Here is a 24,975-nt window from a genome sequence, read left to right as displayed (position 1 = left end):
CAGACAGAATACAAATGAACACAATAGACAAATTACAATTTATATCCAATCAGTCGGGTGATCTGAGCCATCTCGACAGTATCCGCCTCGCACTGGACGCAGGATGCAGATGGATTCAGCTTAGAATGAAAGATGAGTCTGATGAAATCGTCGTACTGACAGCTACCGAAGCAAAGCAATTATGTGATCAATATGACGCTAAGTTGATAATAAACGACTTTGCTCATATTGCAGGACTGATAGACGCCTATGGCCTGCACCTTGGGCTGAACGACATGTCAATTACTGAAGCAAGAAAATTAACGGGATCAAAAATCATCATCGGCGGAACGGCCAACACTTTAGCAGACGTCCAAAAACGAATTGAGGAAGGAGCAGATTATATCGGACTTGGCCCTTACCGCTTCACGAATACAAAGCAAAATCTGAGTCCGATTCTGGGATTGAGAGGTTACCGAAATATTGTGGAAAATCTGGACCAGGAAGCCAGGCAAATTCCAATTATCGCCATTGGGGGTATTCAGGTTGACGACGTAGCCGATTTGGCCGAAATCGGAATACATGGTATTGCAGTTTCGAGTCTGGTTATCCAATCCAAGAATCCAAAGGAGCTCGTTTCACAAATTCAAAAAACATTATGTTAAAAATCGCAGATAAAACATTTTCTTCAAGATTATTCACGGGCACAGGTAAATTCAGTTCCTCGATCCTGATGGAAGAAGCGCTGATCGCATCAGGGTCTGAGCTCGTAACTGTAGCATTGCGAAGAGTAGACATGCACGACCGCCAGGATGATATTCTCAGTCATCTTAAAAATCCGGATATGCATCTGCTTCCCAATACATCTGGCGTGAGGACAGCTAAGGAAGCCGTTTTCGCTGCACAGCTCGCACGTGAGGCGCTTGAAACCAACTGGCTCAAACTGGAGATACATCCCGACCCAAAGTATCTGATGCCTGATCCCATAGAAACACTGATCGCTACCGAGGAACTGGCCAAACTTGGATTTGTAATACTTCCCTACATCCACGCTGACCCTGTTCTCTGTAAACGATTAGAAAATGCAGGCGCGGCAGCTGTTATGCCATTGGGCTCTCCTATTGGCAGCAATAAGGGTTTGAAAACGATCGATTTTTTAGAGATCATTATTGAACAAAGCCATATTCCGGTGATTGTGGATGCCGGCATAGGCGCTCCCTCGGATGCGGCAAAAGCCATGGAAATAGGTGCAGATGCTGTGCTTGTCAATACGGCTATTGCCGTAGCCGGTGATCCGGTACAAATGGCAATTGCGTTTAAACTGGCCGTAGAAGCCGGACGAATCGCATTTGAATCCCGCCTGGCCAGCCGGGGAAATTATGCCATTGCAAGCAGCCCTTTAACCGCATTTTTAGATGAGTAGTTTTAAAGACATATTCGAAACCTATGATTGGGATCTGGTTAAAGGCAGCATTTATTCGAAAACTAAGTCGGATGTTGAACATGCTTTAGCTACGACCAGACGCACGCTGGAAGATTTTAAAGCACTTATCTCACCTGCCGCCGCCGCTTACCTCGAACCTATGGCGCAACTCAGTAGGCAGCTGACCCAGAAAAGGTTTGGTAAAACCATTCAGCTTTACATTCCACTTTATTTATCCAACGAATGCACCAATATCTGCACATATTGCGGGTTCAGTCTGGATAATAAGGTGCGCCGCAAGACACTGACGGAAGAGGAGATTCTTCGGGAAGTTGAAATGATCAAAAGTCTGGGATATGACCATGTGTTGCTGGTTACCGGAGAAGCCAACCAGACTGTACATGTGGAGTATTTTAAAAAGGTATTATACCTGATTCGCCCGCATTTTGCTCATGTGTCTATGGAAGTGCAGCCTTTGGATACCGAAGAATACACAGAATTGATCCCGCTCGGACTTACCTCTGTTCTGGTCTATCAGGAAACCTACCATAAGGATGATTACCGTAAACATCATCCTAAGGGAAAAAAAGCAAACTTCAATTATCGCCTCGAAACCCCGGACAGATTGGGACAGGCAGGAATCCATAAAATGGGACTCGGTGTTCTGATTGGTTTGGAAGACTGGCGAACTGATAGTTTTTTCACTGCGTTACATCTGCAATACCTGGAAAAAACTTTCTGGCAAACCCGCTACAGCCTTTCCTTCCCACGCCTGAGGCCATTTTCAGGAGGGCTGGAGCCAAAGGTTGAAATGAATGATCGTGAACTCGTGCAACTGATCTGCGCCTACCGTTTGTTCAATGAGGACGTAGAACTGTCACTATCTACGAGGGAATCGGAAAGTTTCAGGAATCATTGTATACAATTGGGTATTACTTCCATTAGTGCAGGCTCCAAAACAAACCCTGGCGGATATGCTGTAGAGCCCGAATCACTGGAACAGTTTGAAATTTCTGATGAAAGAAGTCCTGAAATGATTGCTAACATGATCAGAAAGAATGGTTACGAGCCTGTTTGGAAGGATTGGGATAAAGTGATGCAATGTTAAATGATCGAATAGCGCTATGGAACCACTTGAAAGAAAACGATATATACGGCAGATCACGCTTCCAGAGATGGGGCTGGATGGCCAGCAAAAACTGAAGCAAGCCAGCGTGCTTGTAATCGGCGCGGGTGGATTAGGCTGTCCTTTGCTGCAATACCTGACCGCGGCAGGCGTGGGAACCATAGGCGTTGTTGACGACGACACAGTTGACGTTACCAATCTGCACAGACAGATACTGTATTCAGCTGCTGATGTTGGTAAAAGCAAGGCCATCACAGCGGTTGAAAAACTCTCGCAGATGAACCCGTTTGTGAAGTTGCACGCATTACCTGTCCGGCTTGATGAGCAGAATGCAGAAGAAATCCTGACCGGCTATGATATCGTTGTTGACGGTTCGGATAATTTTCCGACCCGTTATCTTGCCAATGATGTCTGCGTCCGGCTCAGCAAACCGCTGGTCTTCGGTTCCATTTTAAGATTTGAAGGACAAGTTTCAGTATTCAATTACAAGGGTGGGCCTACTTACAGGTGTCTTTTTCCCGAAGCTGAAGAAGGAGATAACTGTGAAGTAGCTGGCGTGCTGGGCATTCTGCCGGGTATCATCGGTTCATATATGGCTAATGAAGTGATTAAAATGATCTGCAATATTGGCGAGACATTATCAGGAAAACTATTGGTTATCAACACACTTTATAATACTACTAACATTTTTTCTTTCAACAGGGTTATACCCCAGGTATCGGATGTTCAGCCTACACCTTCTCCGAGAGCGGCATCCGACCCGAACCAGCTGGCTTTTTCCGAATATACAACTCGTCTTGCCGTCAATCCTGAACAATTCCTTTTTATTGATGTGCGTGAAGAATATGAGTTTGAAGAAGATTTTACGGCAGGCATAAACATTCCATTACCTGATCTTCCCGAAAAGATAGATAATTTACCCTCAGGAAAGACGATTGTATTCTACTGTCGAAGTGGTGTCCGGAGCAAAGTGGCAGCTAAATTGGCAACCGGAAGAAAATTCGGAGGCGAAATTTATTGGATGAAAGAGGAATAAGCGGACATTTTCGTTAATTCGTTGAATAAACTCAATGAATTTAGCTAAATTCGTTGAATAAACTCAATGAATTAACAGCTATGGCCTTTGATAGATACATATTTCCCCAACTCACTCAAAAGCTTTCCTCCAATAAGGTGCTTGTACTAACAGGGGCACGAAGGGTGGGTAAAACATATCTGCTGAATACTATAAAAGATGATTTTAAGAAAGAATCCCTATTTCTGAATGGAGAGGATTTAGACGTAAGGGATTTGCTGACTGATAGACGCGTAGCCTCTTACCGGCGCTGGGCCGAGAATCTGGATTTACTCATTATAGACGAGGCTCAGGCAATACCTGAGATCGGAAAATCGCTCAAATTACTAATCGATTCATTTTCTAAGCTCACTATTTTAGCAAGTGGCTCCTCAGCCTTCGAACTATCAAATCAGACAGGAGAACCATTAGTTGGACGCCAGATCAATTTTCAACTATTCCCGTTAGCACAAATTGAACTTTCCAAAACAGAAAATTACTTCGAAACCAAACAGCAACTCGAAACAAGGCTTGTTTTCGGATCTTATCCTGATATCCTTAAAATCTCTTCAGAAGAAGAGCGAATCAGTTACCTGAAAGAACTGGTTAATGCCTACCTGCTCAAAGACATACTGAGTTATGAGCAAGTACGTTACTCACATAAAATGCTTCAATTACTACAGCTTGTTGCCTATCAATCAGGACAGGAAGTTTCGTATGAAGAGCTTTCAAAGTCACTACAGATTGACCGTAACACTGTGGAAAGATACCTTGATTTATTTTCCAAGGTATTCATCATTTTCCGCATAGGAGGTTACAGTAAGAACCTGAGAAAAGAAGTTACTAAATCCTCTAAGTGGTATTTTTATGACAATGGTATCAGAAATGCCCTGATTAACGATTTTTCTCCAATAATCCAACGTAAAGACATTGGGCCTCTATGGGAGAATTATCTGGTGGCTGAACGAATGAAATTCAATGCCTATTCAGGGAAACACCCATACACCTATTTTTGGCGCACCTATGACCAGCAGGAAATGGACTGGCTTGAATTAAAGAATGAACAACTTGCAGGCTATGAATTCAAATGGAAAGATACACGTGTAAAATTCCCTAAGGCTTTCGTAGACGCATATCCCGATGCTGAAAAGCATTGGATCTCCCAGGACAACTACCTGGATTTCATAACCGGACAGATTTGAGGTTACCTGTACTTTTAGAAAATTATTCTTTAAATAATAACTCTATAAGTTTGGTAGATTAGATCGTTTTAGTAGTTTTGCATTCACTTGATATTTAGCACGCAACAAACAAAACTATCAATGTTACAAAAAGTCCTTTCCCTTAAACTGCCTTCACTTAATATTTGGGTTATTCTTCCTGTTGGTATTCTGGCTCTGGCTGCTGTCATCCTGCTGTTATCAAACGGGACGGTGACTATTGATCAGGAAAGTGTTCAGTCTTTTATTCAAAGTGACTTTGCATTGTATTTATTAGTAGGTCTGGGTGCGCAGCTCGTGGATGGGGCCCTTGGAATGGCCTACGGTGTTACCTGTACTTCCTTTCTGCTGAGCCTTGGTGTGACTCCCGCTGTCAGCAGCGCAAGTGTCCACGTAGCGGAAATGTTCACTACGGGCGCATCAGCAATTTCTCACTTCAGGTTTAAAAATATCAATAAAAAGCTTTTTAAAAGCCTGCTGATTCCGGGTGTATTGGGTGCGGTTATCGGTGCATACCTTTTGTCAGATGTTATCGATGGCGATATTATCAAGCCTTTTATCGCATTTTACATGCTCATTCTCGGACTGATCATTATCCGCAAAGCAGTTCAGAAAAATCGTGTTAAAAACAAGACCAAAAGAATTGGTCTGCTGGCTGCATCAGGCGGTTTTCTGGACTCCATCGGTGGCGGTGGCTGGGGACCAATCGTGACTTCCACCCTGCTCGGACAAGGCCGTGATCCTCGTTATACAATAGGTTCTGTCAACGCTGCTGAGTTCGCAATTACTTTTGCCAGCGGTATCACTTTCCTTTTATTCCATGGTGTTAACAGCTGGCAGGTCGTTCTTGGCCTTATCGTGGGTGGTGTCATCGCTGCGCCTTTTGGTGCTCTGGTCGTAGGAAAAATCAAACGTAAACCGTTGATGCTGACCGTGGGATGCCTTGTCATCTTCCTGAGCCTTCGCACTATTCTTAAAAGTACAGGCTTATTATAAGTTTTCGTTTTTGGGCATTGAAAGCAAAATCAGTAGATTTGTCCAAATCCGCTTCCTGTTATGACTTCTGATTTCGGCTATATATTACTTTTCATTATTGCGGCTATAGTTCTTATGGGACTCATGCTGACAATAGCCAAATTCCTACGTCCTCATCGCCCTAATGAAGAGAAGCTGACTACGTACGAATCCGGTGAAGACCCTTTGGGCAATGCCAATATCCGGTTCAATGTCAGATTTTATGTAATTGCGTTGATCTTCGTCCTATTTGAAATCGAACTTCTTTTCCTTTTTCCCTGGGCAGTTGTATTTGGAAATGAAAATCTGATTGAGCAGACGAATGGTCAATGGGGATGGTTTGCAATGATTGAAATGACAGTTTTTGTCGCCATTCTTATCCTCGGACTTGCCTACGCATGGGTTAAGGGATATCTTGATTGGGTCAGACCAGCTCCTTTGATTCCCGAAGTGAAATCCCCTGTACCTGCTGATCTTTACAAGAATGTAAATGAAAGGTATAAGTCCAGATAGGGTCTGATAATCCCCTATCTGTGCATTCCGCGCCATACCTTTCTGCTTCCTTTGGGAAAGAAAACCAAACCAAGCTGAGCGTACAACTGATTTGCTCTGAAAGAAGGCAGGTCGTTAACCGTCACATCCTCACCTCTCCAAAGTCCTCTGCGCAACACAGGCAGATGATACGTTGCCTTTGCACTGATGTAAACCTTATCGTGTATGCGGGGAAGAAAATTCATTTTATAGTCTACCCCTACCCCGCCATGCAAATTCAGGCTACCGTTGTACAATCTCATTGATTTAAACTGACCAGGATTCTGAATTACCTGCGACAGACTCGCAGACTGGTCATTTTTAATTCGAAGCTGATACAGCATCAGATCCCAGCCCAACGGAACCAGTACATTCCACCTTTTCGTATTTACAAATTTAGGGCTCGCGTCCACACCAATACCGATTCCCCTGAACATGCTCCGTGGCATATCTTTATCCCGGTTATATTTTGTGCTGTTGGCCAGAATCAGCCTGTGCTCCATGTAGAACTTATCGGTTTCCCTCCTTTTTGCCAGTACAATTGAAGTCATCACAGACTCAAATGGACGAATATTGAGCTCCCTCATGCGGTCCCGGATACCGCTAAAACTATTATTGCGCAGAACACCTATCTCTGCATAGACGGCAAAGCCACTATTATATGTCTTTGAAGTCGTAGTATCTGCAACATCCTGTGCCTGAATGCCAACGTGGGCAAACGCCAATGTAAAGCAAAGAAGTAATTTATTTTTCATAGATTATGTTGATATGTTACTGTGAATGATGAGCCGGTTGTGACATCGTTTATAGGCGATAATGATTACATTTGTAATAATCGGGTACTGGTTGACTTAAAAATTTTATACCAGCATTACCTCACAAAAGTGCTTTCAAAATGAGTGACAGAATAAAAAACGGTGACGGAGGAATCATTCTGACAAATGCAGAAGATTTGATGAACTGGGCGCGATTATCTTCGCTGTGGCCGATGGGTTTCGGATTAGCATGTTGCGCCATTGAAATGATGGCTACATATGCTTCTCACTATGATCTGGAACGCTTTGGCATCATGCCCCGCCCTTCCCCCCGGCAATCGGACGTAATGATAGTTGCCGGCACTGTAACCTTTAAAATGGCCGATCGTATCCGACGTTTGTATGAACAAATGCCTGAACCACGCTATGTTATTTCGATGGGAAGCTGCTCAAATTGTGGCGGTCCCTACTGGGAACATGGTTATCATGTGGTGAAAGGTGTGGATAGAATTATCCCCGTGGACGTATATGTTCCCGGCTGCCCTCCCCGTCCGGAAGCGCTGATCGGAGGATTTATGAAATTACAGGAAAAAATCCGCGGAGAGCACCCTCTGGCACCGGAATTGTTTCTGGAAGTGGAAGAGAAGTTCGCAGTAGTTTCTTAAGGCTGCAGACACCTTCGGTAAAGTACCTCTTCAGATTAAATATTTAGTAAGAATGACATTTCAGGAAATAACAGAAGTAATAACAAACCATTTTCCTCAGACAAAAATAGACGGAGACCTGAAAGGGCCTCAGCCTATACTGATTCTGCCATCCGATGCAATTGCTGACGTTTGTCAATTCCTGCACAATGATGACAGGCTTTTTTTTGACTACCTGGCTTGCATTACCGGAATCGATAACGGCCCCGGCCTGAATACGATGGAGCTGGTTTATAACCTGACTTCAATTCCCTACGGTCACGACCTGATGATCAAAATTGTTTTTCCACGTAATACGGAGTGTGAACCCCTGCCTGCCGTACCTACCGTGAGCCACATATGGAGAACTGCAGACTGGCATGAGCGCGAAATTTTTGATCTCGTGGGTATCCATTTTGAAGGACATCCTGACCAGCGTCGTATTTTGCTTCCGGAGGACTGGGAAGGTCATCCGCTCAGAAAAGATTATGCGGCACAGGACAGATACCATGGCATTTATGTCAAATATGAAGATGGGCCGCGACTGGCAGAATAGCTCACCTTACCCCTAATCATTTCGTCCAAGTAATCGTCAATACAGAATAAAATGCGCTTCGTCATCTCACTTGCCATCCTTGTTTGCCTGTCCGCATCAGCATTTGCTGCGACAGACTCCCTGATCATTCAAGGGCGTATTCTGAATCTGAATGGCCGCCTTTACAGACAGGCTCCTTCCATCACCTTTTCCCGAAACAATATACTTCAGCCACAATCAGAACTGAGCAAACAGGCGCCATTAGCCCCGGACGGAAGCTTCCGTGTTTCATTACCAATGCTCTACGGAAAAGAGGAAATCTATCTGGACTATAGCGGTAAGGCTTTCGCTACATTTCTGGGATCTCCCGGCACAATTGAGATTACATTCAACGGAGACTCTCTTGCTAGCAAAAATCGCTTGTTTTACTTCGCAGGTGTAAATGCTGAAGCCAATAACCAGAACTACACGCTGGTCAACGAAGAAGCAAAACGCATCAGGGCTAATTCAGTTCTGGGAACGCGTTTCTATGAAACCTTTTGGGCAAAAAGTCCGACAGAAGCACAAAGTCTTTCCAGCAAAAGAGCTGAGCTTAAGCTTTCTGCATTACAGGCAGTAGCAGCAACCGGTATAGTTGACCCAACTTTAAAGAATTGGGCACAGGCGCTGGCCAACGACGAAATGCTTCAGAATTTGTATGAATATGCCCTCACAAACCAGTATGCGCTCGGCAAAGATTTGCTCGACAGTTTGAATCGCCTTGCCCAGTCGCCATTGACAACGCAACGAGTTACCTGGGCCAGCCGCTTCGGTACCTTCGCGGACAGGCAAATTGATGAGAAAAAAGCGACAATTCCCTCGCGCAACAACTCGTTGCCGGTCAGGAGAATGGCATATCTGATTCGCTCAAATTCATCCAAACTTACTGCATCAGAAAGAGAAAGACTTGATGAAATCATTTCAAAAGGAACAGCCGAAAAAGTGGAACTCGATTTCCTGAGTAATATGTATGCGAAAAATGAAATGCTGCTTAATCTGTTGTTCAGTTATGAAAGAGAAAGCAGGTTTTATGGTGAAATGTTTGACAGTACCGCAAGAGAATTTCTTAAGGCAAGGTTCCTGCCCCGCAACTTCCATAAATATACCTATAGTCAGCAGTTAAGATTGAGCCAGCATATCAAAAGCACGCTGACTATTCCTCAGTTTCGTAATTCTCTGGATGAAATCGTCAAAATGGAAGTGAGGGACAGTATCAATATTGAGAAGTTTATTGCTTTTAAAGATGTGCGGACAGAACCTACCGAGGCGCTGCCGGGCTATTTTATCAGCGCTTCCAATGAAAGAGGTACGACATGGCTCAACCGCATGACGGATCTTTACAAAGGAAAAACGATTTATGTGGTCAAATGGAGTTTTGACGACCCTAAAAGCCGCGATGATCTTGCCTTCATTGCCGCTATGCAAGCACAGCTTCCGACAGATGTAGTCTTTTTGTTCCTTCACCTTCCAGCCGATGAAGTATTTGTTTCGGGTGATCTGGTAAAACAATATATCATAAGGCATCGTTTGAAAGGAGTACATATGTTTTTGTCCAGCGGGCAGGCGATAGATTTACTCTTCAAGCTTAACCCTATTGAGTCGGGAACCTATGCTATCATCAGGCCAAACGGAAAATTTGCCCAGAAAAATGCGCCTGCACCTGCAGAACTTGACAAAACCATTCAGGCCATTTGGCAGGCAAGAGGCAAATAGTAATTTAAATGCTTCTGTTTTTGTATATTAACCAACCCTTAACTTTCCACATCTATCATACATAACATTTATTATACAGCCTGAGGTTTTGCCCTGTTGATCCTATGTATAGATATTTGATTCTTTTTTTATTTGTAACTACGATAGCTACTGCCCAAAATCCGGACAGTCTGAAAAGGGTTACACATGAAAAGGACAGTATCAGATATACGAATCTGAAGATGCGTATGTCCAAAACCAAGTTCTCCAAGGCTGTATACAGACTGCTTTTCAGGGATGTGTATAACCAGGGCAAGGTGAGTGAGGTAAAGGAAATTGAAAAAAATCCTTTTACTCCCTACGAGGGGATGGTGATCAGAAACATCGTTATTCACCAGCTTAATATGCTTGGTGAATCTGTATATGATACAACCCGAAAAGGGAACAGGCTCGAAAGATTTCTCAGCAAGAACTTCCATACAAATACCAGAGAGGGCATTATCAGAAAGTCTTTTCTGCTCTTCTCCGAAGGCGACGATATCCGTGCTCAGGTTTTGAAGGACAATGAACGTCTGCTGCGATCTAATAAACTGATTACTGATGCGAGGATACTGGTGATCCCCAGACAGGATGTAACCTGGATGGCCGATGTCGTGGTTTTGATTCAGGATGCCTGGTCGCTTAACTTCTCAGGCGGATTCAGTTCTTTTAATAAATTCCACATAGGGCTCAATAATATCAACGCCAACGGAACCACGCATTCCCAACTTACAGCAATCCGCTGGGATGGCCGCGACACGCTTCAAAAGTTTCAGTTCAGAACGATTTACACTGTTCCCTATATCGGAAAGACATTCATTACCGGCCAGGCAAGTTTCATCTATGAACGTGACCTGAAAGAGCAATCTATAAGGTTTTTCCGGCCATTTCTTACCACTGAGACAAAATATGCCGGTGCTGCTGAAGCAGGGAGTTTGAGACAGAGGCACTATAAACGTAATATTCTGGATGCTAAACAGCCCATCCCCCTTTTTGAAACTAAATATAATTATTACGACATGTGGTTGGGACGTTCTTTCAAGTTCCCTTTCAAAAATACCATTTTATCGGAAAATTCGCGGTTGGTCACCGCGGTACGTTACAACAATTACAAATATCTTGACAGACCTCCGGTGTCGGCGGACTCTAATAAAATTTACTGGAACAGAAGCGCTCTGCTTTTCAGTTTAGGTTACTCAAACAGGAATTATAAACGGGACGTATTGATCTATGGTTTCGGACGGACGGAAGATGTTCCTGTAGGAAACCTGTTTTCACTTACAATTGGAAAAGAAAAAACGGAATACGGTCAGCGTGGTTATGCCGGTTTGCAATATGCGACTGGCAATTATCTGCCACACAATCTGGGCTATATGTACCTCTTGTTTAATACAGGAAGCTATTACCAGAGTGGTGAAGCAAGGCAGGGCGTTATCAGCGGACAAATGAACTACATTAGTAACCTGATACCCTTTCGGTACAGCTTTTTTCGTCAGTTTCTTACGCTCCGTTATACCCATGGGATAGACCGCGATGCGTATGATTACTTGAATATAAGCAGAGACCAGGGAATCAGAGGTATATACAGTGATCAGCTGATAGGCACCAAAAGATTTACGATCGGAACAGAAACAGTTTTTTTCTCTGATAAAAGTTTACTCGGATTTCGTATTGCCTACTTTGTTTTTGCGGACCTTGGACTGGTCAATGGCGTGGGGCGACTCAGAGACAGTCCGCTTTACCAGGGCTATGGTTTAGGGTTGAGACTCAGAAATGAAAACCTGACATTCAATACATTTCAGATTCATTTTGGCTACTATCCTAATATTCCCGGCAACAGCAGCACGATGCGTTTCGGAGCCGCCGGCAATGTTCCGCTCCGGCTGCGCGACTTTGATATTTCAGCTCCTTCCATTGTACCTCTTCAATAAAAGAAGGTATCAGCTCTGTTTAGAAAATATTTCTGCTATAAGCTCATCTGTCAAAAGCCGGGAGCCTGTCTGCTTCCATACACCTTTGTTTTCGGGAAAGTTATTTCTGCAAAAACCCGCTCTCTGCGAAAAATCAAATACCGCCTGACAATATCCATTGATCAGCAAAGAAGCAATTTGTCCATCTTCCGTCCACATAATCTGAATTTTACATGGCTTATCTCTATGAATAACATCGCCTACGTTGTAGATATGCAAAGCGTCAAGAATTGTGATTTGCTCTCCTACAGCTACAGAATAGAAATAGCCTGTTTCTGTATCATCTTCAAAAGATACTACAAAAGAGCTTACAGGGGCTACACTTGTAAAGTAGGCATCCTGACCAATCTGGAATGTTTGTTCAAACCCTACTACCTGCGATTTATAAATACTCATTTAACTCATTATGATTTAGTTAGCAATTAAAAAGGGTTGACGACAAATCATTTTCTTCTCTTTCAAACGGCAAGAAACACAGATTTTCCTCGAAGTGAAAACAAAGCTTTCAAAAACAGTTTTCTTAAAAAGTTAACATTAAATATGCTCTGCCAGTGGTCTTTTTCAGATATACGAATTAACTTTGTGGAATTTTTGGACCTACACCTACTTATACAGGCTGGAGGCATCACCGAAAGTTGCTAAAAAGTTTTTTCTACATTTCTACAAATTACCAATTACTGTGCCCAAAAATACGAATATCAAGTCCGTTCTAATTATCGGTTCAGGTCCAATTATCATCGGTCAGGCGTGCGAGTTTGACTATGCCGGTTCTCAGGCCGCCCGTTCTCTTCGCGAGGAAGGTGTTGAGGTAGTATTGATCAATTCCAACCCTGCAACGATCATGACCGACCCCATCAGTGCGGATCATGTTTACCTGCTTCCATTGGAAAAGAAATCCATAGTTAAAATTCTGGAACAGCACATTGCGATGGGTAAGCCTATTGATGCTGTACTTCCGACTATGGGTGGACAAACTGCATTGAACCTTGCCATTGACTGTGACAAAGCAGGTGTATGGAAAAAGTATAATGTGGAGATCATTGGTGTTGATATTAAGGCAATTGAAACTACCGAAGACAGGGAAAAATTCAGGCTTAAAATGCTTGAACTGGATGTGAACGTTTGTAAAGGACGTACTGCCCGTTCATTTTTGGAAGGAAAAGAAATTGCTCAGGAAATAGGTTTTCCACTTGTTATCCGCCCTTCATTCACCCTGGGAGGTACAGGTGGCGGTATTGTTGAAAAAGAAGAGGACTTCGATCAGGCTTTGAACAACGGGCTTCATGCTTCTCCGGTACATGAGGTGTTGGTTGAACAAAGTGTGACGGGATGGAAGGAGTATGAACTTGAGTTACTTCGTGATAATAAAGGAAACTTTATCATCATTTGCTCCATCGAGAACTTTGATCCGATGGGTGTCCACACTGGCGACAGTATCACTGTAGCTCCGGCGATGACATTGCCTGATACACTTTATCAGCAAATGCGCGATCTGGCTATCAAAATGATGGATGGAATCGGAAAATTTGCAGGAGGTTGTAATGTTCAGTTTTCAGTAAATCCTGAAGATGACATGATTATTGCTATTGAAATTAACCCTCGTGTATCGCGCTCTTCAGCACTTGCTTCAAAAGCAACGGGTTATCCAATTGCGAAAATCGCCGCCAAAATGGCAATCGGATACAATCTGGATGAACTTACCAACCCGATTACAGGAAGCACTTCTGCTTTCTTCGAGCCATCAATTGACTATGTAATTGTAAAAGTTCCACGTTGGAATTTCGATAAATTTAAAGGTGCAGACCGTTCACTTGGTCTTCAGATGAAATCTGTTGGTGAAGCGATGGGTATTGGACGTAACTTCCAGGAAGCACTTCAAAAAGCATGTCAGTCTCTTGAAATACGTCGTAACGGATTAGGAGCTGACGGACGTGAACTACGTGACCAGGAAGCAATCAAGCACAGTCTGAAGCATCCGAGCTGGGATCGTTTGTTTCATATCTACGATGCATTCAAAATTGGTTTGTCGTTCAAAACCATCCAAAATCTTACCAAAATCGATCCATGGTTCCTTCGCCAGATTGAAGAACTGATCGAACTAGAACACGAGATCGGAAAATTTGATCTTGAAGATCTGCCGAAAGAGCTTCTGCTTAATGCAAAACAAAAAGGATATGCGGATCGCCAGATCGCTCACCTTTTGAATACGAAAGAAAGTAAGGTTTACGACAGAAGAAAAGATCTTGGCATACAGCGTGTATACAAATGTGTGGATACCTGCGCTGCTGAGTTTGAAGCGAAAACACCTTACTACTACTCTACTTTCAATTCTTCTCAGGAAATGCCTGATAACGAATCGATAGTGAGTGATAAAAAGAAAGTGGTTGTATTAGGTTCTGGTCCTAACCGTATCGGTCAGGGTATCGAATTTGATTACTCATGTGTTCACGGCGTATTGGCAGCGAAAGAAGCTGGTTATGAAACAATCATGATCAACTGTAATCCTGAAACTGTGTCAACAGATCCGGATATTGCCGACAAACTATATTTTGAGCCTGTTTTCTGGGAGCACGTCTATGACATCATACAGCATGAAAAACCAGAAGGTGTGATTGTACAGCTTGGTGGACAAACTGCTTTGAAAATGGCAGAAAAGCTGGAAAAATATGGTATCAAAATTATCGGAACCAGCTACAATTCGTTAGACTGGGCTGAAGACCGCGGCCGCTTCTCTCCACTGCTTGAAGAACTTGGCATTCCTTATCCTAAATTCGGAACAGTAAGAACTGCTGATGCTGCCGTTGAGCTCTCCCGCACACTTGGATTCCCGCTACTGGTTCGTCCGAGTTATGTATTGGGTGGACAGAACATGAAAATTGTTCTTAACGAGAAAGAACTGGAACAACACGTAGTGAAAATCCTTCATGACATTCCTGATAACAATATTCTTCTTGACCACTTCCTGGAAGGTGCTCTTGAAGCTGAAGCTGATGCGATCTGCGACGGTGAAGATTCCTACATCATTGGTGTAATGGAGCATATTGAGCCTGCCGGAATTCACTCAGGTGACTCCCATGCAACACTTCCTCACTTTGCCCTTTCGGATGATGAGGTAAGACAAATTGAAGATCATACACGCAAAATTGCCAAAGCAATGAATGTGAAAGGTCTGATCAACGTACAGTTTGCGGTAAAGAACGGAATTGTATATGTAATTGAAGCCAATCCAAGAGCTTCACGTACGGTTCCATTTATATGTAAAGCATACCAGGAACCATACGTAAACTATGCTACAAAGTTGATGCTTGGAGACAAGAAGGTTTCTGACTTCACTTTCAACCCAGTGAAAAAAGGATGGGCAATTAAAATCCCTGTATTCTCTTTCAACAAATTCCCGAATGTAAATAAGGAACTTGGGCCTGAGATGAAATCTACGGGTGAAGGGATCTATTTCATTGATGATCTTGAAGACGAGTTCTTCCAAAAGGTTTACAGCGAAAGGAATTTATATCTGAGCCGATAGGTTCTAATGATAGTATTTGAAAGCCTGGTGTTGAGCCGGGCTTTTTGTTTTATATATGCATAGGTAAACTATTGTTACACATTTCACTCTTTACTAATGGCTTCGTTGTTATTCTCACCTCTTACAATAAAAAGAATTACACTTAAAAACCGGATCGTGGTATCTCCTATGTGCCAGTATTCCTCGGTAGATGGCTTTGCTACTGACTGGCATCTGGTGCATTTGGGCAGCCGTGCTGTGGGTGGAGCAGGACTCATTATTTCTGAAGCGACGGCTGTGTCGCCCGAGGGACGAATTTCTCCGGACGATCTGGGGATTTATCGTGATGAGCATATTGACAAACTGAAACAAATCACCACTTTCATCAAACAGCAGGGTTCTGTGGCTGGAATTCAGCTTGCGCATGCAGGCCGCAAAGCAAGCACCAATGCCGCCTGGAAAGGACGCGGGCAGGTACCAAAAGATCAGGGAGGCTGGCAAACCCTGAGCGCCTCTGCTGTCCCTTTCAATCAGGCAGATGAAGCGCCACTTGAAATGTCACAATCTGACATCAATCAGCTCATTACAGACTTTGCGAAAGCTACAGAAAGAGCATTGCAGGCTGGTTTTGAAGTGATAGAGTTACACGCAGCACATGGCTATCTGATCCACCAGTTTCTTTCTCCGCTAAGTAATCATAGAAACGACAATTATGGAGGCTCATTCGAAAACCGCATCCGCCTTCTTCTTGAAATTATTGAAGAGGTTCAGAAAGTATGGCCTTCGGATCTGCCATTAATCGTTCGTATCTCAGCTACAGACTGGGCAGAGAATGGCTGGAATCCGGAACAATCCGTTGAATTGTCGAAAATTCTCAGAGACAAGGGCGTTGACATCATAGATGTTTCAACCGGCGGACTGGTTCCACATACCAAAATACCTATTGGTCCGCTGTATCAGGTTCCTTTTGCCGCACAGGTGAAAAAGGAAGCGAATATTTCGACGGGTGCAGTGGGGTTAATCACCACAAGTGAACAAGCTGAAGGTATCTTACAGAACGGAGAAGCTGATCTAATTTTTCTGGCACGTGAGGTACTGAGAAATCCCTATTTCCCTATTAATGCAGCAGCAGAGCTTCATGATGATATTGCGTGGCCGGTGCAGTATGAAAGAGCCAAACTCTGATTCCTACCTTCCATCAAAAAGAATCGCCTGTGAAAGAACTTCTCTCACAGGCGATTCTTGATATAGCCTCATCCGAAGATTTCAAAATCAATCTTTCGGCTTATCAGGCAATGTTAGTAATGATATCTTAAATTATCAGTAACCGGCACCCAACTATGAGTACTCCAATCGATATCAAGAATCTGACGGATGGCCTGTTTGAGTTTAGGGAATGATCCCGGTTTACGGATAAAATAATTGGCTCCCTGATCATGTACTTTTCGGATCATATCTTCCTGACCACTTGTAGAAAAAATAACCACAGGTATATCTTTCCATTTTAGCGTAGCCCGGATCTGCTCCAGACACTCAAAACCATTCTTTCTGGGCATATTCAAATCCAGAAAAATCACATCCGGTGGCGGTGGTACAGTCGTCTCCATCAGATCCAAAAGCTCGACGCCATCATTTGCCATGGTGAGTTCTGTGGTATCACAAACTTCTCTCAGCGCATCCTCGAAGAGCATGCAGTCGTCTGCATCATCGTCGGCCAGATAGATTGATTTATTTGATTTTATCATCATAATATCTTCATTTTCTGAACTCCCTGGTATACACCAGATAAGTGCAGGTTCATTAAATCATGTTGGAATTTTGAAACACACTACCGATATAAAGCACCCATTTTCGGGATCTGGAAATGCCCGTTATTTGCGAAATGCAGGTATACTTTATCTGTTTTTTAACAGATAAATACGTAGAAGAACAGTGCAGTACTAAAATAAATTCTACATAAATATAACGAATCAAACTGCAGGGAACAAGTTCTTCGATCTTTTTTATTCGAACTGAAAGCAATACCAGGCTTGCTGAGAGCTACATAAAAAATCTCACAAACCAACAAAGCGCTGAAATTCAATCAATTAAAATTCACCATCCAAACCTTCTTTGGGTTTCTTTTTGGCCTGATGCAAACGATAATTTAATGTTAAGTTAATCTGGCGTAGCCTTCCTTGTGAATTAGTACGTGCATAGAAATTCGGTCCTTCAGTGATAGATCTGAATTTTCTGGAATTAAAAACATCAATTACACTAAGTGTTAGTGTACCGTTTCCTTTGAGAATATCCTTTGTTGCAGCCAGGTCCAGGGTTGCCAGTGCTTTCCTTCTACCCTGCGGGGTCTGCTGAGGAGCTTCATAATTACCACGCAACTGAACATCAGCTGATTGCCATAAAGTAAACCGTGACATCATTCGCACAAACCAGCTATAAGTATCACTTTGAAAAGTCTGATCTACGTCTGTCCCGTCGGTAACGGCACGAAAAAAGTTCACGCTTCCATCCAGTTTCCACCACTTATAAGGAACAAGCGAGCCGGTAAACTCTGCACCGTAGGAATCTTCGGTTCCCAGGTTTTCCGGCCGGGTGTAAGAATTGCCGTTATCCTCTACACGCCGGATACTTGTTATTTTGCCGGTAGTATGTCGGTAATAGATTGATGAGGTAACCGAGCCTTTTTCAAGGTACTTGATATGCCCTGCTTCAAATACATTTGTAAATTCAGGATTCAAATCCGGATTTCCACTCCAATAATTTCTGTTGTCACTAAATGTTGCAAAAGGCGTGAGATCATTATATTGAGGCCTTCTCACCCTTCTGCTGAAGCTGAGCTGTAATGCATTTTGCTTTGCCAGATCATAGGTGATATGCGCGCTCGGGAATAAGTTGGCATAGTTCCTGTCGTTAACTTCTTTTGTAGTCCGCAGCTCAGTGGTAACACCCGTCCATTCCGCACGAAGACCAGCCTGATAAGAGAACTTACCTGTCTTATTACCGATAATGGCGTAGGCCGCATGGATATCTTCTTCATAAAGGAAATCATTGGTCAGATTTGGCAGTTCGAACCAGCCTCCCGATTCGTCTCTTTGCGTTACTGAGTAATCGTTGGTCATGTCACGCGAGCTGCTGCGAAGTCCTGCTTCCATTTTTCCGTCTTTACCAAAAGGGTGGACATAATCAATCTGAAAAAGTAATTGCTTTTCTGTTTCGAAGTTAAGGGCACGCTGAAGAATAGAGGGAATCCCACTTGGAGTACCATTGGGTTTAAAAATATGCTCATTGTAATACTGATCCGAATTCTCCCAATTATCAAGATAGCGAACATCAGCAGTAAATTCACGTCCTTTTCTGTCAAAAGTTTTTCTGTAGGTAATCGCATATTCGGAATTAGGCTCCGTCTCAGTTTCATCCTGGGTTCTGGTTGTGATCCCGGTCGGATTATTGGTGGAAAAAAGATAATCCCTGTAAGTAAGCGTTGAATATCTCTTTCCCTTGCTGGTACGCCAGGTATATGCCCCGGTAAGAATATTTTTAGCATTAAAATAGTAATCGATTCCGCCCCGTGCACTGTTGTTCATGCCTTTCAGCTTACTGGACATATCCCGCTGCATAATAATCGTTGAGTCATTTCTGTAAGTTTCCTGATACACATTATTACGTCCCGGTGTATTTCGGAACGATAAGGTATAATTGATAAAAAAGTTGAGTTTGTTTTTACGGTAGTTTACATTTGCAGCCGCTCCATAATTCGTTGGATGACCAGTAATAATATCAAAAGATCCATTAAAGCCCTCTTTCCGCTCCTTTTTAAGCACAATATTGATAATCCCTCCCATTCCTTCAGCTTCATATCGCGCCGATGGATTTGTGATAATCTCCACTCTTTCTATTATACTTCCCTGCAATTGTTGTAACCCCGCTCCCCCTTTCAGACTTACCAGGCCTGATGGTTTTCCGTCAATCAGAATCCTTACGTTACCCGATCCACGCAAACTCACATTTCCCTCTACGTCCACCGCTACGGAAGGCACATTGGTAAGAATATCCACCGCTGTTCCACCAGAGTTAGCAAGATCCTTCCCTACATTGAAAATCTTTTTGTCAAGTGAAAGCTCCATACTACTCTTTTCGGCCTGCACAGTTACTTCGTCCAGGTTTCTTGCAGAGGCAGTCAGTTTAATATCCGGCAAATTCAACACTTTCGCCCCCTGCTGCACACGAACACCTGAGGAAAAGTGTGGTTTATAGCCTATGAACTCTGATAATGCATAGTAGTTACCGGCAACAACTTCAATCACAAATCCACCGGTCTCGTCGGTAATAGCTCCTGCAACAAAGGAACTGTCAACGGATTTAAATAAACGTACACTGGCGTAACCCAGAGGAGCACCGTTGGAAGTGTCGGCAATTTTGCCGGTAACTTTGGATTTTTCGCCTTGTGCCTGTACCCCGGCAGATACAAAAAACGCTGATATCAATGATAACAGGAACAGGTAGCGGCCGGCACCAAATTGTCCGGATGTATTCAATACGCTGGTAAAGATTAATTTCATTTTTAACGACCGTCAGGCAGCCAATGTGCTATGTTAAATGCTTTCTATAAAAACCCTGTATTCTTTTATTTTACTCTATAAAGTTTATAGTCAGACGATGATATTGACCGTAAACCTGCACAAGTGATCTATGTTACGTCAGCAATATCTTTCCTGCATCGGCTGCTGCTTGATTTAAACTTCCGTACCTTTGCAGACTTTTTGATTACTGATTCACACAAGCTATGAAGAACGAAGCATCACAAACGATCCGTCTTGCACTTCCTATTATAATCGGAGAACTGGCACAAATGGCGCTCCATTTGATCGACAGCGCCATGGTTGGTGCTATCAGCTACAAGCAACTGGCAGCAGCGGCACTGGTTATCAATACGATGAATATCCCTTTTGTAATAGGAATAGGTATGACCATTTCCGTATCTCAAATGGTGTCCATGGCGCATGGCCGACGCGATTCACAACTCGTATCTCATTATTTGTTCAACGGATTTATCCTTTGTGCGCTCACGGCTCTGGCCATCTCCTTCACATTGGTGTTCGGGAAAGATATTCTTCACCATTTGGGACAAGACCCGGAAGTGGCAGAGCTTGCCATGCCTTTTATGAGACTCATGGGTTTGTCGATCATTCCAATGTTGCTGTTTATGACGTTGAAGCAATTTGCCGACGGACTTGAATATACCCGAACGGCAATGATACTGTCTTTGGCTGGTATGCCACTGAACATATTACTGAACTGGCTTCTGATTTATGGCAATTGGGGATTTCCAAGACTGGAACTTGCCGGTGCAGGCTGGGCCACGTTAATTACCAGGACCTGTATGTTTCTGGCATTGTTGCTTGTTATTCTCAGACATAAAACTTTCAGCAAATACATTGCTGTAAGCCGTAGTCAATGGAAACTGAAAATGACTACAATCAAAGAACTATTGCATATCGGCGTGCCGAGCAGTTTGCAGATTGGTATGGAAGCAGGTGCTTTTGCGGTTTCCGGAATCATCATTGGTACGCTGGGTGCTGTTGCACAAGCTTCCCATCAAATCGCACTCAGCTGTGCATCTTTTACATTTATGGTATCAATGGGCCTTGCCCAAGCCGGTTCCATACGTGTAAGTAATGCATTCGGACGTAATGACTGGGGAAAAATATTTGTGATCGGCAAAAGCACCATTATCACTGCGCTGGGATATGGTATTGTTTGCGCGATAGGATTTGCGGTATTCAGAAACTATCTTCCCATCGCCTTCAACAACAACACAATGGTTGTGGAAATGGCAGCACTTTTGTTATTGTTCGCTGCGGTATTTCAGATCTCAGACAGCACGCAGGCAATCAGTGCCGGACTGCTGCGCGGCATTAAAGATGTAAAAACACCAACAATCCTGATTGGAATTGCTTATTGGGTAGTCGGTATACCTTTCGGTTATTTGCTCGCATTCCACTTCAATATGGGAGCTCCCGGTATGTGGCTGGGGTTGATTATGGGACTTACACTTGCTTCGGTATTTCTGATCACACGTTTTTTCAAAATGACGAAAACAAACACGCAACCAAATAAGTAACAAACTACTATCTATAAGATTGTTAGTAAAACTGCGGATCACGATTCGCAGTTTTTTTTATTTTAAAACACTTTTGAATCAGGTTAAAATGTAACTCATTTCGTCTCTTGCGTATAACTATTTATTTATTCAAGAAGTAAATTGACACCATTTTCGACTTATTCAAACTGAGATTACCCATCCAGCTCAAACGGATAGTCCGGTAGTACCTGATTTTAAACCATTTCCCACTCATTCTTATAGCCTATGCTTATATAAAATACTAAAAAAGTGCCCATTAAAATAATTGTCTTTGTGACATATAATATCCAATTTATTATTTAAGAATAACACGTTAGCACTAAAATGGATTTTAACTCCACCTTACAAAACATTTTCCCGCAGGCAGATCAGATCCCTGCTGAATATCAGCTGGACGCACCAGTACACCAGCGGGAATACCTGAGCAATGGCGAAATGAAATCCTGGGAAGGCCAGGTACATGAAGTTTTTTCCCCTATCTGCACACAGACAGAGCAGGGTTTGCAAAGAGTATTAATCGGAAGCTATCCGGTTTGCTCGGAAAAAGAAGCGCAGTTGTCACTGGATGCAGCTGTTGCTGCTTACAATAACGGTCGCGGTGAATGGCCGACGATGGGTGTTGCAGAGCGTATTCACTGTGTTGAGCAGTTCACCGGAAAGATGATTGAGCAAAAAGAGATTATTGTCAAATTAATCATGTGGGAGATCGGCAAGTCATTTGCCGACTCCGTAAAGGAGTTTGACCGTACCGTTGAATACATTTATGCAACCATTGATTCATTGAAAAATCTGGACAGGGATTCGTCCGGTTTTGACATTGTTGATGGCATCGCAGCGCAGGTACGCCGTTCACCGCTGGGTGTAGTACTGTGCATGGGACCATTCAATTACCCTTTGAATGAAACCTTCACTACCCTGATCCCGGCACTGATCATGGGAAACACCATTCTTTTCAAACCTCCGAAATTCGGTACACTTCTGCACTATCCATTGCAGGAAGCATTCAGAGATTGTTTTCCTAAAGGAGTAGTTAATATCATCTACGGACGTGGCAACACAATTGTACCTGGTTTGATGCAGTCTGGCAAGATCAACGTACTGACTTTGATCGGATCCAGTAAAGTAGCCAATGAGCTTAAAAAACAACATCCGAAAGTGAACCGCCTGCGTGCTGTATTAGGACTGGATGCAAAAAATGCTGCGATAGTTACGGCCAATGCCGATATTGAACTTGCAGTAAAAGAAACACTAACCGGTTCACTGTCTTTCAACGGACAGCGTTGCACCGCCCTGAAAATCGTTTGGGTGCACAGAAGCATTGCGGATGAATTCATCAGCCAATTCAATCAGGCTGTAGCGGGCCTCAAATTTGGTATGCCATGGGAAAAAGGAGTATCGCTTACTCCGCTACCGGAACCTAACAAAATTGAATACCTGAACGCCTGTATTGAAGACGCAAAAGCGCATGGTGCAAGTGTAATGAATGAGAATGGTGGTAGCTCGGCAGGTTCCTTCTTTTATCCGGCTGTTGTTTATCCTGTAAACAAAAACATGAAACTGTACCACGAAGAGCAGTTTGGTCCAATAGTGCCGGTAGTATCTTTTGATGATCTGGAAGAAACGATTGAATACCTGATCGAAGCTACGCATGGACAACAGGTGAGTATTTTCAGTAATAATTCTTCAGAGGTTGCAGCGCTGATCGACCCGCTGGTTAACCAGGTAAGCCGTGTGAATATCAACACGCAATGCCAGCGCGGACCGGATGTATTTCCTTTTACAGGCCGGAAAGACAGTGCCGAGGGAACGCTTTCAGTAGCTGACGCCATCCGTGCTTTTTCCATCCGCTCTTTGGTTGCTTTCAAGATGAACAGTGCCAATAAGCAACTGATCAATGAAATCGTGCATCAGGATACATCGAACTTCCTGAGTACCAAATTTATATTTTAAAAAAGAAAGAGGCTGTGTCGCTAAGTGACACAGCCTCTGCTTCTAATCCCCTATCCTCCTAAGCTGTCAATTACTTACGGAGCGCCTTATCAACTTCCGGTTTTACCTTTGTTCCGAGTAGCTCAATCGTCCGCATTAAATCCTTGTGCGAAGGCGCGCCTACGTCTACATGGAGTAAGAATCTGGTAAGTCCGAACAGCTCCTGATGATAAAGAATTTTATCGGTTACCTGAGCAGTATCCCCTACAAATAAGGCGCCTTCTTTTTCTCTTCCTCCTTCAAACTGAGCTTTACTGTATGGAGCCCATCCGCGGTCTTTTCCTATCCGGTTCATCTGATCCGCATAATGAGGGAAATACCGATCCGACGTTTCCTGTGCCTGATCACCTATTAATCCGTGTGAATGCGTAGCCAGTTGCATCTTTTCCGGATCATGTCCGGCCTTGAGATACTCATCTTTGTAAAGCTGGAAAAACGGCTGAAACTGCCTTGGCATTCCTCCGATGATCGCAACGATAAGTGGCAACCCCAATCGGGCAGCTCTTACAACTGACTCAGGTGTTCCACCTACAGCGATCCATATATCCAGATGATTATCTACTGCACGTGGCAGTACCTGCTGCTCCACAAGCGGAGCACGGTATTTCCCTTTCCAGGTAATCGTATCATTTTTATTAATTGCCAAAAGTAACTCCAGTTTCTCCGTAAAGAGTCCGGCATAATCATTCAGATTATATCCAAAGAGCGGAAAAGATTCGATGAAACTTCCTCTTCCCACAGTAATTTCAGCCCGGCCATTTGACACAAGGTCCAGAGAAGAAAAATTTTGATAGACACGCACCGGATCCGTTGAACTCAGAACAGTAACCGAACTTGTAAGTTTAATATTTTTAGTAATTCCCGCCGCTGCAGCAAGAATGATTTCAGGGCTTGATACAGAGAAATCCGGGCGATGGTGCTCGCCTATTCCAAACACATCAAGCCCTACCTCATCTGCGAGTTTTATTTCTTCCAGTATTTCCTGAATACGCTGCTGTGCAGGTTGAAAAGAATTTGTGGAGCGGTTAAATGCCAGATCTCCAAACATACTTATTCCAATTTCCATAGGACCTTTGCTATTAATTCGATTTTATTTAACAGGATCTTGATTCCCTGCTCTTCTAAGTAAGGACAATATTTTTCATGTATGAATTCCCGCCAGCTGGAGTTTAACCTCCATCGTTACATCATTTCAATTGGATAACAACCGCGTAACATGCCCGTAAAATTGTCAAAATAGTTCAAACACCTTTTCAAAAAACAAGAAATTACTCGATCTCATATA

General features: G+C 43.3%; 20 protein-coding genes. 15 read left to right on the top strand and 5 right to left on the bottom strand.

Going from position 1 to position 24,975, the window contains the following annotated elements; all coding sequences use genetic code 11:
* The first annotated feature begins 14 nt into the window (after positions 1-14).
* The 7 genes from DSL64_RS07350 to DSL64_RS07320 all read left to right on the top strand — a co-directional run bounded on the left by DSL64_RS07350 (position 15) and on the right by DSL64_RS07320 (position 6,329).
* A complete protein-coding gene (locus tag DSL64_RS07350) occupies positions 15-644 on the top strand; it encodes a thiamine phosphate synthase (protein WP_115830029.1) in 630 nt (209 codons plus the stop codon).
* Entirely contained in the window at positions 638-1,402 is a 765-nt protein-coding gene (locus DSL64_RS07345; RefSeq protein WP_115830028.1) for a thiazole synthase, read from the top strand. Before DSL64_RS07350 ends, DSL64_RS07345 begins: the two co-directional genes overlap by 7 nt.
* On the top strand, positions 1,395-2,510 hold the full coding sequence (gene thiH / locus DSL64_RS07340; protein WP_115830027.1) for a 2-iminoacetate synthase ThiH: 1,116 nt from the start codon (positions 1,395-1,397) through the stop codon (positions 2,508-2,510). The genes DSL64_RS07345 and thiH overlap by 8 nt, the downstream gene beginning before the upstream one ends.
* 16 nt (positions 2,511-2,526) lie before the next feature.
* Positions 2,527-3,564 (top strand): HesA/MoeB/ThiF family protein, encoded by a 1,038-nt coding sequence (moeB, locus tag DSL64_RS07335; RefSeq protein WP_115830026.1) that lies wholly within the window; start codon positions 2,527-2,529, stop codon positions 3,562-3,564.
* Between the two features lie 80 nt (positions 3,565-3,644).
* A complete protein-coding gene (locus DSL64_RS07330) occupies positions 3,645-4,784 on the top strand; it encodes an ATP-binding protein (RefSeq protein ID WP_115830025.1) in 1,140 nt (379 codons plus the stop codon).
* A 120-nt stretch (positions 4,785-4,904) separates the two neighbouring features.
* Positions 4,905-5,798: a sulfite exporter TauE/SafE family protein gene (locus DSL64_RS07325; protein ID WP_115830024.1), complete on the top strand. Its 894-nt coding sequence runs from the start codon at positions 4,905-4,907 to the stop codon at positions 5,796-5,798.
* 60 nt (positions 5,799-5,858) lie between these two features.
* The gene (locus DSL64_RS07320) at positions 5,859-6,329 is read left to right on the top strand and encodes an NADH-quinone oxidoreductase subunit A (protein WP_115830023.1); all 471 of its coding nucleotides are present in this window, start codon (positions 5,859-5,861) and stop codon (positions 6,327-6,329) included.
* 14 nt (positions 6,330-6,343) lie between these two features.
* Here the strand turns inward: DSL64_RS07320 and DSL64_RS07315 are convergent, their stop codons facing one another.
* Complete coding sequence (locus DSL64_RS07315; RefSeq protein WP_115830022.1) at positions 6,344-7,102, bottom strand: hypothetical protein; 759 nt, start codon at positions 7,100-7,102, stop codon at positions 6,344-6,346.
* Positions 7,103-7,242: 140 nt separating this feature from the next.
* Between DSL64_RS07315 and nuoB the strand changes: the two genes are divergently transcribed.
* The 4 genes from nuoB (at position 7,243) to DSL64_RS07295 (ending at position 12,021) form a co-directional block, all read left to right on the top strand.
* Positions 7,243-7,767, top strand: coding sequence for an NADH-quinone oxidoreductase subunit NuoB (nuoB, locus tag DSL64_RS07310; protein WP_115830021.1), 525 nt, complete (start codon positions 7,243-7,245; stop codon positions 7,765-7,767).
* A 52-nt stretch (positions 7,768-7,819) separates the two neighbouring features.
* A complete protein-coding gene (locus DSL64_RS07305) occupies positions 7,820-8,341 on the top strand; it encodes an NADH-quinone oxidoreductase subunit C (protein WP_115830020.1) in 522 nt (173 codons plus the stop codon).
* 51 nt (positions 8,342-8,392) lie between these two features.
* The gene (locus DSL64_RS07300; protein ID WP_115830019.1) at positions 8,393-10,072 is read left to right on the top strand and encodes a hypothetical protein; all 1,680 of its coding nucleotides are present in this window, start codon (positions 8,393-8,395) and stop codon (positions 10,070-10,072) included.
* A gap of 104 nt (positions 10,073-10,176) precedes the next feature.
* The gene (locus tag DSL64_RS07295) at positions 10,177-12,021 is read left to right on the top strand and encodes a BamA/TamA family outer membrane protein (RefSeq protein WP_115830018.1); all 1,845 of its coding nucleotides are present in this window, start codon (positions 10,177-10,179) and stop codon (positions 12,019-12,021) included.
* 9 nt (positions 12,022-12,030) lie between these two features.
* Here the strand turns inward: DSL64_RS07295 and DSL64_RS07290 are convergent, their stop codons facing one another.
* Complete coding sequence (locus DSL64_RS07290; protein ID WP_115830017.1) at positions 12,031-12,456, bottom strand: DUF2251 domain-containing protein; 426 nt, start codon at positions 12,454-12,456, stop codon at positions 12,031-12,033.
* Between the two features lie 283 nt (positions 12,457-12,739).
* Between DSL64_RS07290 and carB the strand changes: the two genes are divergently transcribed.
* Together carB and namA are read left to right on the top strand one after the other, a co-directional pair.
* Complete coding sequence (carB, locus tag DSL64_RS07285) at positions 12,740-15,583, top strand: carbamoyl-phosphate synthase large subunit (RefSeq protein WP_115830243.1); 2,844 nt, start codon at positions 12,740-12,742, stop codon at positions 15,581-15,583.
* 96 nt (positions 15,584-15,679) lie between these two features.
* Positions 15,680-16,747 carry an NADPH dehydrogenase NamA gene (namA, locus tag DSL64_RS07280; RefSeq protein ID WP_115830016.1) on the top strand — a complete coding sequence of 356 codons (1,068 nt, stop codon included), beginning with the start codon at positions 15,680-15,682 and terminating at the stop codon, positions 16,745-16,747.
* Positions 16,748-16,860: 113 nt separating this feature from the next.
* Here the strand turns inward: namA and DSL64_RS07275 are convergent, their stop codons facing one another.
* On the bottom strand, positions 16,861-17,310 hold the full coding sequence (locus DSL64_RS07275; protein ID WP_115830015.1) for a response regulator: 450 nt from the start codon (positions 17,308-17,310) through the stop codon (positions 16,861-16,863).
* Between the two features lie 339 nt (positions 17,311-17,649).
* Positions 17,650-20,118 carry a TonB-dependent receptor gene (locus DSL64_RS07270; protein ID WP_115830014.1) on the bottom strand — a complete coding sequence of 823 codons (2,469 nt, stop codon included), beginning with the start codon at positions 20,116-20,118 and terminating at the stop codon, positions 17,650-17,652.
* 224 nt (positions 20,119-20,342) lie between these two features.
* Here DSL64_RS07270 and DSL64_RS07265 point away from each other — a divergent pair, with 224 nt between their 5' ends.
* Together DSL64_RS07265 and DSL64_RS07260 are read left to right on the top strand one after the other, a co-directional pair.
* Positions 20,343-21,680: an MATE family efflux transporter gene (locus DSL64_RS07265; RefSeq protein ID WP_115830013.1), complete on the top strand. Its 1,338-nt coding sequence runs from the start codon at positions 20,343-20,345 to the stop codon at positions 21,678-21,680.
* Positions 21,681-22,025: 345 nt separating this feature from the next.
* Positions 22,026-23,651, top strand: coding sequence for an NADP-dependent glyceraldehyde-3-phosphate dehydrogenase (locus DSL64_RS07260; RefSeq protein ID WP_115830012.1), 1,626 nt, complete (start codon positions 22,026-22,028; stop codon positions 23,649-23,651).
* A 70-nt stretch (positions 23,652-23,721) separates the two neighbouring features.
* On the opposite strand, the gene DSL64_RS07255 is transcribed toward DSL64_RS07260, so the two are convergent.
* Positions 23,722-24,756 carry an LLM class flavin-dependent oxidoreductase gene (locus DSL64_RS07255; protein WP_115830011.1) on the bottom strand — a complete coding sequence of 345 codons (1,035 nt, stop codon included), beginning with the start codon at positions 24,754-24,756 and terminating at the stop codon, positions 23,722-23,724.
* Positions 24,757-24,975 lie beyond the last annotated feature (219 nt).

The sequence above is a fragment of the Dyadobacter luteus genome, assembly GCF_003383615.1.
Classification (GTDB): domain Bacteria; phylum Bacteroidota; class Bacteroidia; order Cytophagales; family Spirosomataceae; genus Dyadobacter; species Dyadobacter luteus.
The sequence above is the reverse complement of the archived record's forward strand: the minus strand, read 5'-3'. Positions and strand labels throughout refer to the sequence as shown.

What these genes read in the sequence shown, in the direction of transcription:
- DSL64_RS07350 (WP_115830029.1), top strand. Translation starts at nt 15, where the DNA reads ATGAACACAATAGACAAATTACAATTTATATCCAATCAGTCGGGTGAT.
- DSL64_RS07345 (WP_115830028.1), top strand. Translation starts at nt 638, where the DNA reads ATGTTAAAAATCGCAGATAAAACATTTTCTTCAAGATTATTCACGGGC.
- thiH (WP_115830027.1), top strand. Translation starts at nt 1,395, where the DNA reads ATGAGTAGTTTTAAAGACATATTCGAAACCTATGATTGGGATCTGGTT.
- moeB (WP_115830026.1), top strand. Translation starts at nt 2,527, where the DNA reads ATGGAACCACTTGAAAGAAAACGATATATACGGCAGATCACGCTTCCA.
- DSL64_RS07330 (WP_115830025.1), top strand. Translation starts at nt 3,645, where the DNA reads ATGGCCTTTGATAGATACATATTTCCCCAACTCACTCAAAAGCTTTCC.
- DSL64_RS07325 (WP_115830024.1), top strand. Translation starts at nt 4,905, where the DNA reads ATGTTACAAAAAGTCCTTTCCCTTAAACTGCCTTCACTTAATATTTGG.
- DSL64_RS07320 (WP_115830023.1), top strand. Translation starts at nt 5,859, where the DNA reads ATGACTTCTGATTTCGGCTATATATTACTTTTCATTATTGCGGCTATA.
- DSL64_RS07315 (WP_115830022.1), bottom strand. Translation starts at nt 7,102, where the DNA reads ATGAAAAATAAATTACTTCTTTGCTTTACATTGGCGTTTGCCCACGTT.
- nuoB (WP_115830021.1), top strand. Translation starts at nt 7,243, where the DNA reads ATGAGTGACAGAATAAAAAACGGTGACGGAGGAATCATTCTGACAAAT.
- DSL64_RS07305 (WP_115830020.1), top strand. Translation starts at nt 7,820, where the DNA reads ATGACATTTCAGGAAATAACAGAAGTAATAACAAACCATTTTCCTCAG.
- DSL64_RS07300 (WP_115830019.1), top strand. Translation starts at nt 8,393, where the DNA reads ATGCGCTTCGTCATCTCACTTGCCATCCTTGTTTGCCTGTCCGCATCA.
- DSL64_RS07295 (WP_115830018.1), top strand. Translation starts at nt 10,177, where the DNA reads ATGTATAGATATTTGATTCTTTTTTTATTTGTAACTACGATAGCTACT.
- DSL64_RS07290 (WP_115830017.1), bottom strand. Translation starts at nt 12,456, where the DNA reads ATGAGTATTTATAAATCGCAGGTAGTAGGGTTTGAACAAACATTCCAG.
- namA (WP_115830016.1), top strand. Translation starts at nt 15,680, where the DNA reads ATGGCTTCGTTGTTATTCTCACCTCTTACAATAAAAAGAATTACACTT.
- DSL64_RS07275 (WP_115830015.1), bottom strand. Translation starts at nt 17,310, where the DNA reads ATGATGATAAAATCAAATAAATCAATCTATCTGGCCGACGATGATGCA.
- DSL64_RS07270 (WP_115830014.1), bottom strand. Translation starts at nt 20,118, where the DNA reads ATGAAATTAATCTTTACCAGCGTATTGAATACATCCGGACAATTTGGT.
- DSL64_RS07265 (WP_115830013.1), top strand. Translation starts at nt 20,343, where the DNA reads ATGAAGAACGAAGCATCACAAACGATCCGTCTTGCACTTCCTATTATA.
- DSL64_RS07260 (WP_115830012.1), top strand. Translation starts at nt 22,026, where the DNA reads ATGGATTTTAACTCCACCTTACAAAACATTTTCCCGCAGGCAGATCAG.
- DSL64_RS07255 (WP_115830011.1), bottom strand. Translation starts at nt 24,756, where the DNA reads ATGGAAATTGGAATAAGTATGTTTGGAGATCTGGCATTTAACCGCTCC.